16 protein-coding genes are annotated in these 13,147 nt (G+C 41.6%); 2 read left to right on the forward strand and 14 right to left on the reverse strand.

Annotated features, from left to right (window positions below):
• Positions 1–145 precede the first annotated feature (145 nt).
• A complete protein-coding gene (locus OZ660_RS02430; RefSeq protein ID WP_274742431.1) occupies positions 146–1,195 on the forward strand; it encodes an IS110 family transposase in 1,050 nt (349 codons plus the stop codon).
• A gap of 1,381 nt (positions 1,196–2,576) precedes the next feature.
• Here the strand turns inward: OZ660_RS02430 and OZ660_RS02435 are convergent.
• The 11 genes from OZ660_RS02435 to OZ660_RS02485 all read right to left on the reverse strand — a co-directional run bounded on the left by OZ660_RS02435 (position 2,577) and on the right by OZ660_RS02485 (position 8,702).
• Positions 2,577–2,894 carry a ribonuclease E inhibitor RraB gene (locus OZ660_RS02435; RefSeq protein WP_274742432.1) on the reverse strand — a complete coding sequence of 106 codons (318 nt, stop codon included), beginning with the start codon at positions 2,892–2,894 and terminating at the stop codon, positions 2,577–2,579.
• Between the two features lie 118 nt (positions 2,895–3,012).
• Entirely contained in the window at positions 3,013–3,300 is a 288-nt protein-coding gene (locus OZ660_RS02440; protein ID WP_274742433.1) for a hypothetical protein, read from the reverse strand.
• Between the two features lie 133 nt (positions 3,301–3,433).
• Positions 3,434–3,838, reverse strand: a complete 405-nt coding sequence (locus tag OZ660_RS02445) for a hypothetical protein (protein ID WP_274742434.1) — start codon at positions 3,836–3,838, stop codon at positions 3,434–3,436.
• Between the two features lie 132 nt (positions 3,839–3,970).
• The gene (locus tag OZ660_RS02450) at positions 3,971–4,312 is read right to left on the reverse strand and encodes a hypothetical protein (protein ID WP_274742435.1); all 342 of its coding nucleotides are present in this window, start codon (positions 4,310–4,312) and stop codon (positions 3,971–3,973) included.
• A 96-nt stretch (positions 4,313–4,408) separates the two neighbouring features.
• On the reverse strand, positions 4,409–4,774 hold the full coding sequence (locus OZ660_RS02455) for a hypothetical protein (protein WP_274742436.1): 366 nt from the start codon (positions 4,772–4,774) through the stop codon (positions 4,409–4,411).
• Between the two features lie 101 nt (positions 4,775–4,875).
• Entirely contained in the window at positions 4,876–5,400 is a 525-nt protein-coding gene (locus tag OZ660_RS02460; protein WP_274742437.1) for a hypothetical protein, read from the reverse strand.
• 539 nt (positions 5,401–5,939) lie between these two features.
• Complete coding sequence (locus tag OZ660_RS02465) at positions 5,940–6,392, reverse strand: DUF6174 domain-containing protein (protein WP_274742438.1); 453 nt, start codon at positions 6,390–6,392, stop codon at positions 5,940–5,942.
• Positions 6,393–6,499: 107 nt separating this feature from the next.
• Positions 6,500–6,847, reverse strand: a complete 348-nt coding sequence (locus OZ660_RS02470; RefSeq protein WP_202263409.1) for a nuclear transport factor 2 family protein — start codon at positions 6,845–6,847, stop codon at positions 6,500–6,502.
• Positions 6,848–6,963: 116 nt separating this feature from the next.
• Positions 6,964–7,362: a hypothetical protein gene (locus OZ660_RS02475; protein ID WP_274742439.1), complete on the reverse strand. Its 399-nt coding sequence runs from the start codon at positions 7,360–7,362 to the stop codon at positions 6,964–6,966.
• A gap of 103 nt (positions 7,363–7,465) precedes the next feature.
• On the reverse strand, positions 7,466–7,822 hold the full coding sequence (locus OZ660_RS02480) for a DUF6794 domain-containing protein (protein WP_274742440.1): 357 nt from the start codon (positions 7,820–7,822) through the stop codon (positions 7,466–7,468).
• Between the two features lie 115 nt (positions 7,823–7,937).
• Entirely contained in the window at positions 7,938–8,702 is a 765-nt protein-coding gene (locus tag OZ660_RS02485; protein WP_274742441.1) for a DUF4145 domain-containing protein, read from the reverse strand.
• 800 nt (positions 8,703–9,502) lie between these two features.
• Between OZ660_RS02485 and OZ660_RS02490 the strand changes: the two genes are divergently transcribed.
• On the forward strand, positions 9,503–10,453 hold the full coding sequence (locus tag OZ660_RS02490; RefSeq protein ID WP_274742442.1) for an IS110 family transposase: 951 nt from the start codon (positions 9,503–9,505) through the stop codon (positions 10,451–10,453).
• A gap of 34 nt (positions 10,454–10,487) precedes the next feature.
• On the opposite strand, the gene OZ660_RS02495 is transcribed toward OZ660_RS02490, so the two are convergent.
• The 3 genes from OZ660_RS02495 to OZ660_RS02505 all read right to left on the reverse strand — a co-directional run bounded on the left by OZ660_RS02495 (position 10,488) and on the right by OZ660_RS02505 (position 12,870).
• Positions 10,488–10,757, reverse strand: coding sequence for a hypothetical protein (locus OZ660_RS02495; protein WP_274742443.1), 270 nt, complete (start codon positions 10,755–10,757; stop codon positions 10,488–10,490).
• Between the two features lie 115 nt (positions 10,758–10,872).
• Complete coding sequence (locus OZ660_RS02500; protein WP_274742444.1) at positions 10,873–11,085, reverse strand: hypothetical protein; 213 nt, start codon at positions 11,083–11,085, stop codon at positions 10,873–10,875.
• 1,479 nt (positions 11,086–12,564) lie between these two features.
• The gene (locus tag OZ660_RS02505) at positions 12,565–12,870 is read right to left on the reverse strand and encodes a hypothetical protein (protein ID WP_274742445.1); all 306 of its coding nucleotides are present in this window, start codon (positions 12,868–12,870) and stop codon (positions 12,565–12,567) included.
• Between the last annotated feature and the right edge of the window lie 277 nt (positions 12,871–13,147).

Here is a 13,147-nt window from a genome sequence, read left to right on the forward strand (position 1 = left end):
GACTACAACGCGAAGCAGCCCTGCGTGTTATCGCCCCAGTGACCGAAGGAAACGACTTAAGCGTTTTGATAATCATTGAGCCTCCTCCCTATCAGCATAAACAGAGTTTATCCTAATAGGCGACCAAACCAAGGGAGAAAACTCAATGAACTTTTATACTAATACACATCCGTACTATTGTGGAATCGATCTTCACACAAGACTGCTTTATGTCTGCATTATTGATAATGAAAACAATATTCTCGTTCACGAAAAAATCGATGATTCACCTGACAAACTGTTAGCACTTTTAAGGCCATATCTGGGCAACGTAGTTGTTGGCGTGGAATGCATGCATTGCTGGTATTGGGTGTCTGACTTTTGTGAAGCGCACAATATTGACTTTATTCTTGGCCATGCGCTTTACATGAAAGCGATTCATGCAGGTAAAACGAAGAACGATAAAATTGATGCACTAAAAATAGCGAAGCTAATGCGCGGAGGGAACTTCCCACTCGCGCATGCCCACTCAAAAGAGCACCGCTCAATTCGTGATGCGCTTCGTCGTAGAACCCACATAATGAGAATGAGTGCGCAACTGAAAGCGCACGTGTCCAGCACGATCAGTCAATACAATCTACCTGCGCTGGAGTCTCGTTTGAATCTGCAAAATTCACCTGACCGAGAAAAAATGCATCACTTTTTTCCCGATGAAGCTGTGCAAAAGAGCATGGATTTAAACCTCAATATTATCGAAACCATGGTGAGTGAACTCTACAAGATTGAACACTACGTGAAGACTCAGGCACAAACACACCGTGCAACAGATTTACATATCCTTAAGTCGTTTCCAGGTATCGGAAAAATTTTAGCCCTGACCATTTTGTATGAAGTTGGCGATATTAAACGGTTTCCATCAGTTCAGAAGTTTGCCTCGTATTCACGGTTAGTAAAATGCAAAGCAGAGTCGGCCGGTAAAACACATGGTACGCAGGGTAATAAGATTGGCAACGCACACTTGAAGTGGGCATTTAGCGAAGCAGCGGTGTTGTACCTTAAAGGTAATGACAACGCCAAGCGATATCTAGCCAAGTTACAAAAGAGAATGAGCAAGGCGAAGGCCTTATCTGCACTCGCTCATAAAATCGGGCGATGTGCTTACTTTATGTTGAAGAACCAGCAGGTATTCGATGAAGAACGCTTTTTAAACGGGTAAGTCGCACAGTGGCATGAGCTGCAACGTCTAACTGGTTAAACGACGAGCATCAACTTATCGCACAGTACTCTGCATCAAGCAGCATCGATAAGTATACCAACAGGTCATAACCTGCTGCGTTTGATTAGACATGCCACTGTTGCGCATCTCTACCTTTTTACGAATTTGCTTACACCTTCACTGAACCTGATACTAACTGGTCAATGCAGCCACTTAGATTTGAATAGGACAGAGGAAGGTTAACCGATGAATGTCTAGTGCCGTTGCCAGTCAAAAGGAATTGAAAAGAGCAACAACAAGAGCCTCTATATGTGTTTGACGTAGGCAACTCGCCTAACATCAGCCATGACAGACGAAGTAAACGAGTTCTAAAAAGGCAACGGTATTGATCTTGAAATAGTGGTCAAGGGGCTATCTTTTTTCATTGACAGCCCGGAGGCTCATATGTGTTATACGCAAACAGCTAAAGGACCCGAAAAACAGCCTTTATTTGCTCATTGGATAACGGACCATACTTATCCTCACACATAAAGCAGAAATGAGCACCTGCTGACTGACCTAGCTCTTGAAATAACCTCAATTCGGACGTTGTATAGCCGCCCTCAAAAGTTGGAATCAAATGGATGAGAAGAACTGGCTTATAAATTTTATGAATTAGTTGGCAATACTTACTCAACACCTGCTTCAGAGAGCTTTCTAATGTCCTCCAATCACCGAGCAAAGTTCGTGAGTTTGATAATTCATTGCACAAAGTAATTTCTTCGTGCTCATTACCAAATATTCGACTCACAAATCGGTCTTGATAAACTTTAATGTAAATTTTTCTACGAAACTTCATCTTTGCGTATAACACCCCACTTAGGGGCAAAAATACGTGGGCTATAATATCGAGCGAAGCGAGGACAGCCCACGTGTTTTTGTCCCAGCAAGCTCCGCTTGCGTCTACAGCGGTTTGTTATGGGCACTTTTCTCCATGTCTATCATATGGATACCACTGAAGCTCTTTGCAGGTATGTCCATAACACTTAACAATAAAATGAATACATCGTCCACCGCCCCTATACATGTAAGAATAGTCGGCGATGTCTCTATTTTTTGGAATGGCAATGTCCAGATTCTCATTTGGAAGGTTATTGCGTTCCAAATATGCAAGTACAGTCTCGGTGGCTTGCTCTTGCATTTCCGGAGTTAACTCTTGAGGTTCGTTCGAGCATCCAAAAATTAGAAATAGCAACAAGAGTAAAAAACTGTTCCGGATCATCCATTGTGCCTATAACTTTTAAATAAGGGGCGCAGACGCGTGGGCTACAATGCGAAGCAGCCCACGTGTATGCGTCCCAGCGAACGAAGTGAGTGGCTTAATTTTTTTTGTTATGTGCCATTAGCTCAAAACACCCCAAGATTCGCAAATCCCACCATATTCGGCCACTAGAGAGGTAACATTTTCCTGCGTATCTATTACTAACTTATAAGAGAGAATTTGGTGAATGTTAAATAGGATATAACCGCTATACTCCCCGTCCGGTTCGTAAATTTCAATTGCACCAGCGAATTCTTTTAACTTTGAAACAGCGTCAGGGTGAGGAGGCCAAGAGTCGAAATCGACGTTAAAATCTATTGTGGTTGGCTTTTGAAAGTCGAATCCAGATTCTTCAAGCCTTCTTAAAACGTCACCATCAACATCATCTGGGAAAATCAATTTGCCTCCTTGGCACATAACGCCCCAATAAGGGGCTGATAATGCTTGGCTAAACTTGTGTAGCGTAGCGGTCCTGAGCCAAGCTTTAGCAGTCCCGCACTTAATTGGCTTGTTATGTTTACGCACTACCAAAAGTTTTTGCAACACAGCGATCACAGCCAAAAATAGAGTTTATTAAACCCCATAAGAATATGAAGCCAACAAAGCTCATTAATAGTTTAAAAAATAAATCAGGCTCGCCCTCAATTTGAATAGTTTCGTAGATTGCGTAACCGCCACCGACTAATACCAAAGCACTTAGTATTCCTAAAACTGGACGCTTCCATTTGCGCATGGGCATATCGCCCCAAAAACAAATGTATTTATTTACGCCGCATAGTGAGCATTTTTTAGTGAAAATAGACATCTACATCCTGTAGTAAACATAACTTTTAAATAAGGGGCGCAGACATGTGGGCTATAATGCGAAGCAGCCCACGTGTATGCGTCCCAGCCTGCGCCAGCAGGCGACTTAATTTTTTTGTTAGCTCGCTTTCTGTTCAATCCCACCATAGTAGCAATTTATTGTTTATAACATCACTTTCGGGATTAAAGACCATGCCTTGGTTAATAGCTTCTTGATTTGCAATATTCAATATTGCCTCCCTTTCGCTTTGTGTACTAGGCAAAGATATTTCCAAAGCGTCTGCGTAAGGGCCGCCTTCTTGTTGGATTCGGTTGTTACTGTCATAGATAGCACTATTGGGAATAGTCACTTTAACTGCTCCAATGCTATACAGGTTTTCAACAAAATTAATAGCGTCCTGCGTACTAGCAAATCTATTTCCTGCAAGAGCGTGCTTGTTGTTATTTGATATAAGCCATTCCCGAGCCTCGGGTGACTTTGGATAGATAAAATAAGCTATCGCTGCCAGAACGAAAACGAGTAAAAAAATCTTCAACACTTCAACAATCCTTTGAGAGCTAACTTTTAAATAAGGGGCGATAACGCGCAGGGCATAATAGCGGAGCGGCCCTGCGTGTTAGCGTCCCAACGAGCGAAAGCGAGTGACTTTATTTTTTTGTTATATGCCATTCTATAAACAACGCCCGGTACTAGAGATTGAATGTTTGATGACAGCATTGTCTTGAATTTCTGTTGTAGCCATTAAAACCCAATCTTTGCAGGGGATACCATTGCTTTCTATATTTTCTAAATTAGAAGAAATATTTCCCGACAACAAATTTACGAATGCTTCTGAATCAATTTCTTTTAGTTTATTTAAAGCTTCTTCCTGCGGAGTACCAGTAGGAATAATTTTATATAGTTCACTTTTCCAAAAAACTATTCGTTCTTCTACGCCTGTCTCCTTTGAACATGAGACCAAAGTTAGCAAACTAATTAAAAACAGCTGGAACTTAAAATTTTTCACTGGCATATAACAGCCCGCTTAGGGGCAAAAATACGCAGGCTAAACTTAGAAGCGAAGCGACTGGGGCCTGCGTGTTTTTGTCCCAGCGAACGCAGTGAGCGGCTACAGCGGTTTGTTAGCAGCCACCTCAACCAGCTCAGTTTCATGAATTTCATTGAGATTTTTCCAACCTGTAATTCTCATATTTACTCCCTTAAATAAAGTCCAAGCTAGAAAAGGAAAAGTGAGTAATAGCCATTCATCATTGGCATTCAATACTCTGACGACGCCATAAATAGTTAGAGCAATGGCCGCGCTAAATATAGTGCTGTATATCAACTTTTTTGGATAAGTTTTCTCATTTGGAACAGTGAGAAGACTTAAACAGTGCGGGCACCCAATAGCGTTTTTATGAATTTTCCAATGTATATCTCTGATATTCTTTTCATCGAAGATTTCATTACAGTTCGCACATCTATATTTCTGCATAGTGGTTGCTAACACCCCGCTTAGGGGCAATAACACGTGGGCTAAAATTGGAGCGAAGCGACTGAGCCCACGTGTTATTGTCCCAGGGAGCTTGCGACCGACTACAGCGGTTTGTTAGCCACAGACACTTCACTTAATACATCCTTGATGATCCTTCTAGATCTCACCAATGAAAACGGAAAAGGTCGATAACTGATGCAAAATAATAAAACACAACTTTCTGAATATATGACATAAAAGTCGTCTTTCACATAATGCCCGAGTTTTGTATATTGAGCAGCGATAAATTCCTTGTTGTCATAATGAGTTATGAAATCTAACTTCTTAAGATATTTCTTTAAGGGTTCACGAAATTCATCCGACTTTAAAACAACCGCACGCGTTCCACGAAACTGCAACTTAAACGTTAAAAAACCAAATATCATAGAGAAAACAAGGGTTGCCACAGCAAACCATGCGTTTTTTGCTGTTGGGAAAGTAAACTCAAAAAATGCGATAGCTATAATGAGGAAAATGACACCGTGAAATGCAGCGTTAGGTAAAAAGTCTGCATAACGACGTAAAGAGGAACCTTCCGTTGCCAAATTATTAGTTCGTTTAGTTTGAGAAATCTTAGGCTTTTTCATAAGTGGCTAACGCCCGCATAACGGGCAAAAACACGTGGGCTACAATATCAAGCGAAGCGCCGGGTGCCCACGTGTTTTTGTCCCCAGCGAGCGCAGCGAGTGTTAATGCGCTTGTTATGTTCTAAGCCACCGAAGTTACTCAACACCATTTTTACCAAAGGCATAACCACAATTGCGGCATGTATCATTGGGTAGCTTAAACCGCCTCAACGAATCCACAACCTGGTTTCTTTTACATTGTGGACAGAAGTAATTCAGCGTATTTATCAATACTGCTATAGCGCAAACGAAGCTGCCGACATAAAACGGGTTAGCATAAAAAATAATGCTTGGCGCAGAAAACTGAAAGCCAACGATACAGACGACTAATGCTAATAACCAAAGTTTAAATTTGCTGCTTTTATTCAATCCACTAAACCCATTTGAAGAACATAACTTCCCACTAAGGGGCGATAATACATGGGCTAAAATTAGGAACGAAGTGACGCAGCCCATGTATTAGCGTCCCAGCGAGCAGCGCGAGCGCCTTTAGTGTTTTGTTAGGTTTCTGAGCTATCTAAGACCTTGAAATTTGTTACCTGAATAAAACATTCATCGTCAAATACTTCTTTGCTACCATCTGTTTTGAAAAGTACCGGATACCCAAAATATGGATGATATTCCGTTAGCGCCTTATAAGCTGTTAAATTGGCGTTTTCCACCTGTGTAAATAAATCTTCTATTGTAACAGGCATAGCTTTTGGTGCACCGCCCAACGGGGTGCTTATATGTCCATACTCGTTATGAACTATTTCATGTTGTTCGATGAACATGCACCCTGTAGTTAAGGTGTAAGAATATCGCTCAGGTTTATTAATATTCCAAAGTTCTCTGGCATTTTCTAGATCTGCATGTTTTTTGTTTGGTTGAAAGATTACCCAAATGCCAACAATGAGAAGTCCAATGCCCCCAACGAAAACGATTGAAAAAGAATCTCTAGAACTAAAAATCAACTTGAACCTAACTTTTAAATAAGGGGCGCAGACACGTGTGCAATAATGGCGAAGTCGCGCACGTGTTTGCGTCCCAGCGAGCGACAGCGAGTGCCATAATTTGTTTGTTAGGTAGCATGTTTAATCGGAGTGCCTTGGTGATATTGAATTTGCCAATTGTTTTGTGATTTTTTCCATATAGAACACCGATATGCACTTTGTTGATTTATTGTGGTTAGATACTTAACCAAAACACAGTCTTTGGCTAGTACAACAAAGCTAAAATCATGGGCTGAAAAAGCCACTGATTCTTCGTTGACCAGTTCGTTGATAATATCCGATTTAGAAAACCTCTTGCCTGATTTTCCGACTTCCTCGAATTCATCGGCTATTAAAACCTCCAGACGTTGCTTGTTTTTTCGGGTAGCAAGATCATTTAGCTCTAATTCCAAATTTCTTATAGTGTCGAATTCCATACTGCTACCTAACGCCCAACTTAGGGGCAATAACACGCAGGCTAAACTTGGAGCGAAGCGACTGAGCCTGCGTGTTATTGTCCCAGTGAGCGCCAGCGAACGACTACAGTTTTTTGTTAGGCTTTTCGCTTTGTATAAATTAACAACAAAACAATAGAAGCCAAAGTGTGTGAGATTGAAGCCGCCGTAAAAAGAATATCTGGATTAAAAAGCACAGTGTCCAGATTTTTAATGTAACTATACATATACAGTATTGCGCTAACTCCAGATAGGCAAGATATTGCAAGTATCAGGCTTGAACTCATTTTTGCATCCAAAACTTCATTCCTTCCAAGTTTTTTACAAAGTTGAAACTGACGATAATAAATATAAAAAACAAGCGCGCTCACCAATAAGGAAGGAATAATAAATATTGGAGATAGGATTGAAAAAGCAGTAGCCATAGCGCAAATAAAGGCTGCAATAGCTGCTGGAAAAAATAATAAAATACTCAATAAATTAGCTATTATCGACATAGAGCCTAACTTTTAAATAAGGGGCGCAGGCGCGTGGGCTAAAATGCGAAGCAGCCCACGTGTATGCGTCCCAGCGAACGAAGTGAGTGCCTTAATTTTTTTGTTAGGAGCCATTGTTAACAAGAGCCCATACCTTTTCCATAATTATGCCTGAAGCATTATCCGCATGAATGTCATCTTGGCCAATTTCGTTTGCACATGACAATCTGATTTCAGATTTTTCTTGCCATAACCCTAAAGAGTTCCTAATACCCATCCCCCATGAAAAATGAAACTTTCCTAATTCTTCCTTTTTTGTTTCCTGCAATGTTTTAACGCTAGCTTCATCTAATTCTCCAAAAATCGAATTGGCAGCTTCTTGGCATGCATTAGTTTCTTTTGCTGATAAAAGTGCGGAACTATCCGTCATAGCGCACGAAAAAAGAACAACTAAAAAGAGACCAATAATTAAATTTTTCATGTGGCTCCTAACACCCGCATAACGGGCAAAAATACGTAGGCTATAATACGGAGCGAAGCGAAGGGAGCCTACGTGTTTTTGTCCCTAGCGAGCGAAGCGAGTGTTAATGCGCTTGTTAGGTTTTTTTTGCTCGTCGTACTCTGTGCGTCTTTAATTCATCTCCTTTAGCAGGTATTTCAAAAATAGAGTCAAAGGTGTGCTCAATAATTTCGATTGCTTGAGAAAGTTCTTCTCTTGATGGGTGCGCGAGTTCATGAACGGCTTCGTTTCCCATAAAACGATGCTCATGAAGAAGATTTGCGCTTTTTTCGGTAAGGTAACCTTTTTCATGTAGACCTGAGATTTTCCCTTCAAGATTCGTAAGCCGTTTAATCTCCGTCGTACCATCTTTTTTTGTTATTTGTTTTGGGCCATCATTTATAATGAGTTCAGCGCAAAGCCCCTCAATTAGGGCTCGTAGCCCAGCGGCAGTTAAGGTAAATGAGTCGTTATTGAAACAGTCGATAGATTCTCTATAAATGCGCCTCAAATTTGTAGGAACTTCCCAAAAGTCCTTGATCGGGCGAGTGTTCCCTGAGCGCTTCGGGTAAAGGGTAATCCTTTCGCCATCATCATATTCATCAGGTCCAATCTGGTGCATATCTTCAGAAAACCAATTCAACTGACGAAATGATGTTTCCATACATCCCTGACATTGAATGACTTGGTGAGAACTAGACCAATCTACGGAATAAGAGCCGTCTTCATATTCGTCGCTACCAGCATAATCAAACGAACTCATGACCATATGCCTAGTTGCTCTGCCACAAGATGCACAAGGCTCATAAACAATATGCCCCTTGCACTTATTTTCAGTATAGCTTTCCTTAAGTTTACTCATGACTTTCCCTAAAAACCTAACTTTTCAATAACGGGCGCAGGCACGTAGGGCATAATGGCGAAGCCGCCCTGCGTGTATGCGTCCCAGCGAACGAAGTGAGTGCGTTAATTGACTTGTTATATTTCACTTTAAACAATGAGTGCGAAGAGCAGCAAAATAGTTTAGAGCTAAATATAAAACCAAAAGCACTAAAGCAGAACTAGCGCTGCAGAAATACAATAAAAACATATCTGGTTCATGGATATAATGTACTGGCGGATTTCCCTTTCTGCTTGGAATTACTCCATCTTCCCACCAAGTATAAATCCAGTACGCTAGAGCAATACAGGGAGTAAGCTTCAAAAGGAATAATCTTGTTTCTCGGCCAAAGACTTTCCTCTTGGTCCAGTCACTGCCAGCATACTTATTGAATTCTTTTCTATCTTCTTCGGAAAGCATTAGCCTCAAGTTGCCTTGGTGAAATATAACTCCCCACTAAGGGGCGATGAAACATGGGCTAAAATTAGGAACGAAGTGACGCAGCCCATGTGTTAGCGTCTCAGCGAGCAGCGCGAGCGCCTTTAGTGTTTTGTATGGATAATTTTTCCCTAAATACACCACATTTCCTTTTCAAAGATGGGTAAAGTGAGGCCCAGACTTTGGCTGCAACCAAAGTTGGCTGTGTGGCAGTTCGATTGAGCGAAGGCTCCTCAATTGAGAGACCGATAACAAACATGAACACCACGCAGTGCTCCAAGCAACATACTCGAATAGTCGACTGGGCCCCGAGCTCGCATTTAGCAAACCAGAGTTAGCTTATTATGAAAAAATCAGTAGTGCAAAACATAAACGTGGGTGTAGATGTAGGTAAAGATTATCTCGATATACATATCCGTCCGTTGGAGGAATATTTAAAAGTAAGCAACGACAAGAAAGGGATAGGTGAAGCGTTAAAAAGGTTAAGGCAATTAACGGTTGAGCGCATTGTTATTGAAGCGACAGGCCGCTATGAAATGGCGTTTGTATCTGCTTGCGCGAAAGCAGCATTACCTTTTAGTGTCGTCAATCCTGTTCATGTTAAACGCTTCGCTGGTGCGATTGGCCGTAAAGCTAAAACGGACAAACTTGATGCGGCGTTGATAGCGCATTTTAGTGAGGTAATTCAACCTGCCTTGTCGACACTAAAACCCGAGAACATTCAGAAGATGGCTGACGCGGTAGCCCGCAGAAATCAGCTTTTAGAGATGCAGGCCCGTGAGAAAAACCGCCTTCAAATTATGCCAAAAACTGTTCAATCAAGTATAAAGGCAATGCTCACCGTGTTAAAAAAGCAAATTCAAAAGATGGACGACGAATTAGCCGATTTAATTCAAAGCTGCCCAGAATACCAGGCAAAAAGTGAACTGGTTCAAAGTATGCCGGGCATTGGCAAGGTGTCGGCTGCGGCCCTCATCAGCTATTTACCAGAACTTGGTTTGATGAATAGCAAACAGGTAGCCGCCCTTGTTGGCGTAGCCCCCATGAACAAAGAAAGTGGCCGATACAAAGGTAAGCAAGTGACTCAAGGAGGACGTCACCAAGTCCGAACGGTTTTGTTTATGGCCATGATGTCGGCGATGCAGTGTAACGCTAAGTTTAAAGCCACCTATGAGAGGTTGGTTGCCGCTGGTAAGCCTAAGAAAGTCGCCATCATTGCCTGTGTGAGGAAGATGGTTGTCATACTAAACTCAATGGTTAGAAATGGCGTTATGTGGGAAGAAAAAGCGGCTTAATGTTTAAGTTGACACCATAGTCGTTTGTTATGTTTCATTTCGACCACAGTACTCGTTCCACACCGCACGTTTCCTTTTGCACAACCGCCCTTGGGTATTCTTTTGGCTCAGATTTGAAAACCTCTTGTTTTCGTAAAACAAGCCAAATCTGACCATGATCTTTAATGGTGAAAATATCTTTCTTCACACTATACTCGGAATACTTACTGATAATTGCGCCCAAGCCAATATTAAAAGCCTTCTCTTTGCCACATGCATATGACTGAAGAGAAATAAACATACTAAAAAAGATAAGGTATTTCATTGTCCTACCTTTGGAACATAACTTTTAAATAAGGGGCGCAGACGCGTGGGCTATAATGCGAAGCAGCCCACGTGTATGCGTCCCAGCGAACGCAGTGAGTGACTTAATTTTTTTGTTATGTGCCATTGCTAAAATTACGACCAGTTAACTTTTTAAACAGCGACTGAACTGAATCTTTACCTGTAACGCCGAAATGAATAAACAAAATACCTACCAAAAAGCCTAATACACTTCCTAGTGCAGCTAAATGCACCGTTAGAAATACATAGCCATAAAGGGACATCAAGACTAAGCCTAAAATAACGCCTAATATCCGTATAGTATTCATAGCAAATTGTCCTTTTTCTATTTGGCACATAACTTCCAAATAAGGGGCGCAGGCGCGTGGGCTAAAATGCGAAGCAGCCCACGCGTATGCGTCCCAGTGACCAACGGGAACGACTTAATTTTTTTGTTATACACAAACCGTATGTTAACTGCCAGCATGTTGAAGAAAATAGAGTAAAAGTGCTGAATAAAACAACCAGTGATTTTGGCATTTTTTAGCCGCCAGAGAAGGGAGCTGCTTGAGTTGAAAAACAGGGCTTTCAAGTTACCTTTGATGCCGACCGAAAACTAAAACGAACCCCCAAAGCCGTTGTAAAAAAGCACTGAACTTTGGCCTTATTATTACTAAATAAAGGGTGGTGTATAACTTTTAAATAAGGGGCGATAACGCGTAGGGCATGATAGCGAAGCGGCCCTGCGTGTTAGCGTCCCAGTGGGCTTTTAGCCCACGACTTAATTTTTTTGTTATACACAAACCGTATGTTAACTGCCAGCATGTTGAAGAAAATAGGGTAAAAGTACTGAACAAAACAACCAACGCTTTTAACTTTTACTTGCTGCCAAAGAAGAGGGCGGCTTGAGTTGAAAGCAGAACTTTTAAGTTACCTTCGATGCTTCCCTGAAACTAAAACGAACCCCAAAAGCTGTTGTAAAAAGGTGCTGAACTTTGGCTTACTTTTTACTAAAAAATGGGTGGTGTATAACTTTTAAATAAGGGGCGCAGACGCGTGGGCTACAATGCGAAGCAGCCCACGTGTATGCGTCCCAGCCTGCGCTAGCAGGCGACTTAATTTTTTTGTTATACACAAACCGTTTGTTAACTGCCAGCATGTTGAAGAAAATAGAGTAAAAGCACCGAACAAAACAACCAGTGTTTTAAACTTTTACTTGCTGCCAAAGAAGAGGGCGGCTTGAGTTGAAAAGCTGGGCTTTCAAGTTACCTTCGATGCCGACTGAAAACTAAAACGAACCCCTAAAGCTGTTGTAAAAGAGCGCTGAACTTTGGTCTGATTATTACTAAATAATGGGTGGTGTATAACTTTTAAATAAGGGGCGATAACGCGTAGGGCATAATAGCGAAGCGGCCCTGCGTGTTAGCGTCCCAGTGGGCTTTAGCCCACGACTTAATTTTTTTGTTATACACAAACCGTTTGTTAACTGCCAGCATGTTGAAGAAAATAGAGTAAAAGTACCGAGCCGAACAACCAGCGATTTTGACTTTTACTAGCTGCCAGAGAAGAGAGCTGCTTGAGTTGAAAAGCAAGCCTTTCAAGTTACCTTCGATGCTTACAGAAAACCAAAAGGAACCCCCAAAGCCGTTGTAAAAAAGCACTGAATTTTGGCCTGGTTATTACTAAATAATGGGTGGTGTATAACACCCCACTAAGGGGCGATAACACATGGGCTAAAATTAGGAACGAAGTGACGCAGCCCATGTGTTAGCGTCCCAGCGAGCGAAGCGAGAGCCTTGAGTGGTTTGTTATGTGACTTTCTCTGCATGCGGCACTCCGTCCATTGAGAACATAATTTCACGTAATTCGGTTTTGATGCAAACTTGATTTTGACTAAGATAATTTATCCAAATAATGGAGTCTACGAGTTGGTCATCTATTTCCTCCAAGCTTTCTTTGAATTCTGTGATTTTAGGAAATGTTACAACCAATGAAACGGTTGAAGAATCTGCTGAACTAAGCAAGTGAATAACAATCTCTCGTTTAGAAAGGTTGTAATTTAGTGACTGAATATATGGCGAATTGCCACCGATGAGTTTATTCGTGAAATCCATATCTTTGGGTTACCTGGTCACATAACTTTTAAATAAGGGGCGCAGGCACGTGGGCTAAAATGCGAAGCAGCCCACGTGAATGCGTCCCAGCCTGCGCTAGCAGGCGACTTAATTTTTTTGTTATACACAAACCGTATGTTAACTGCCAGCATGTTGAAGAAAATAGGGTAAAAGAACCGAACAGAACAACCACCGTTTTTGACTTTTACTAGCTGCCAAAGAAGAGAGCTGCTTGAGTTGAAAAGCAACGCTTTCAAGTTACCTTCGATGCTGACCA

This window comes from Alteromonas sp. 009811495 (genome assembly GCF_028865455.1).
Lineage (GTDB): Bacteria > Pseudomonadota > Gammaproteobacteria > Enterobacterales > Alteromonadaceae > Alteromonas.

Excerpts from the sequence above, each read along its gene's own strand:
- OZ660_RS02495 (WP_274742443.1), bottom strand. The coding sequence starts at position 10,757 with ATGAAATACCTTATCTTTTTTAGTATGTTTATTTCTCTTCAGTCATAT.
- OZ660_RS02440 (WP_274742433.1), bottom strand. The coding sequence starts at position 3,300 with ATGTCTATTTTCACTAAAAAATGCTCACTATGCGGCGTAAATAAATAC.
- OZ660_RS02490 (WP_274742442.1), top strand. The coding sequence starts at position 9,503 with ATGAAAAAATCAGTAGTGCAAAACATAAACGTGGGTGTAGATGTAGGT.
- OZ660_RS02455 (WP_274742436.1), bottom strand. The coding sequence starts at position 4,774 with ATGCAGAAATATAGATGTGCGAACTGTAATGAAATCTTCGATGAAAAG.
- OZ660_RS02470 (WP_202263409.1), bottom strand. The coding sequence starts at position 6,847 with ATGGAATTCGACACTATAAGAAATTTGGAATTAGAGCTAAATGATCTT.
- OZ660_RS02500 (WP_274742444.1), bottom strand. The coding sequence starts at position 11,085 with ATGAATACTATACGGATATTAGGCGTTATTTTAGGCTTAGTCTTGATG.
- OZ660_RS02450 (WP_274742435.1), bottom strand. The coding sequence starts at position 4,312 with ATGCCAGTGAAAAATTTTAAGTTCCAGCTGTTTTTAATTAGTTTGCTA.
- OZ660_RS02430 (WP_274742431.1), top strand. The coding sequence starts at position 146 with ATGAACTTTTATACTAATACACATCCGTACTATTGTGGAATCGATCTT.
- OZ660_RS02480 (WP_274742440.1), bottom strand. The coding sequence starts at position 7,822 with ATGAAAAATTTAATTATTGGTCTCTTTTTAGTTGTTCTTTTTTCGTGC.
- OZ660_RS02475 (WP_274742439.1), bottom strand. The coding sequence starts at position 7,362 with ATGTCGATAATAGCTAATTTATTGAGTATTTTATTATTTTTTCCAGCA.
- OZ660_RS02485 (WP_274742441.1), bottom strand. The coding sequence starts at position 8,702 with ATGAGTAAACTTAAGGAAAGCTATACTGAAAATAAGTGCAAGGGGCAT.
- OZ660_RS02505 (WP_274742445.1), bottom strand. The coding sequence starts at position 12,870 with ATGGATTTCACGAATAAACTCATCGGTGGCAATTCGCCATATATTCAG.
- OZ660_RS02460 (WP_274742437.1), bottom strand. The coding sequence starts at position 5,400 with ATGAAAAAGCCTAAGATTTCTCAAACTAAACGAACTAATAATTTGGCA.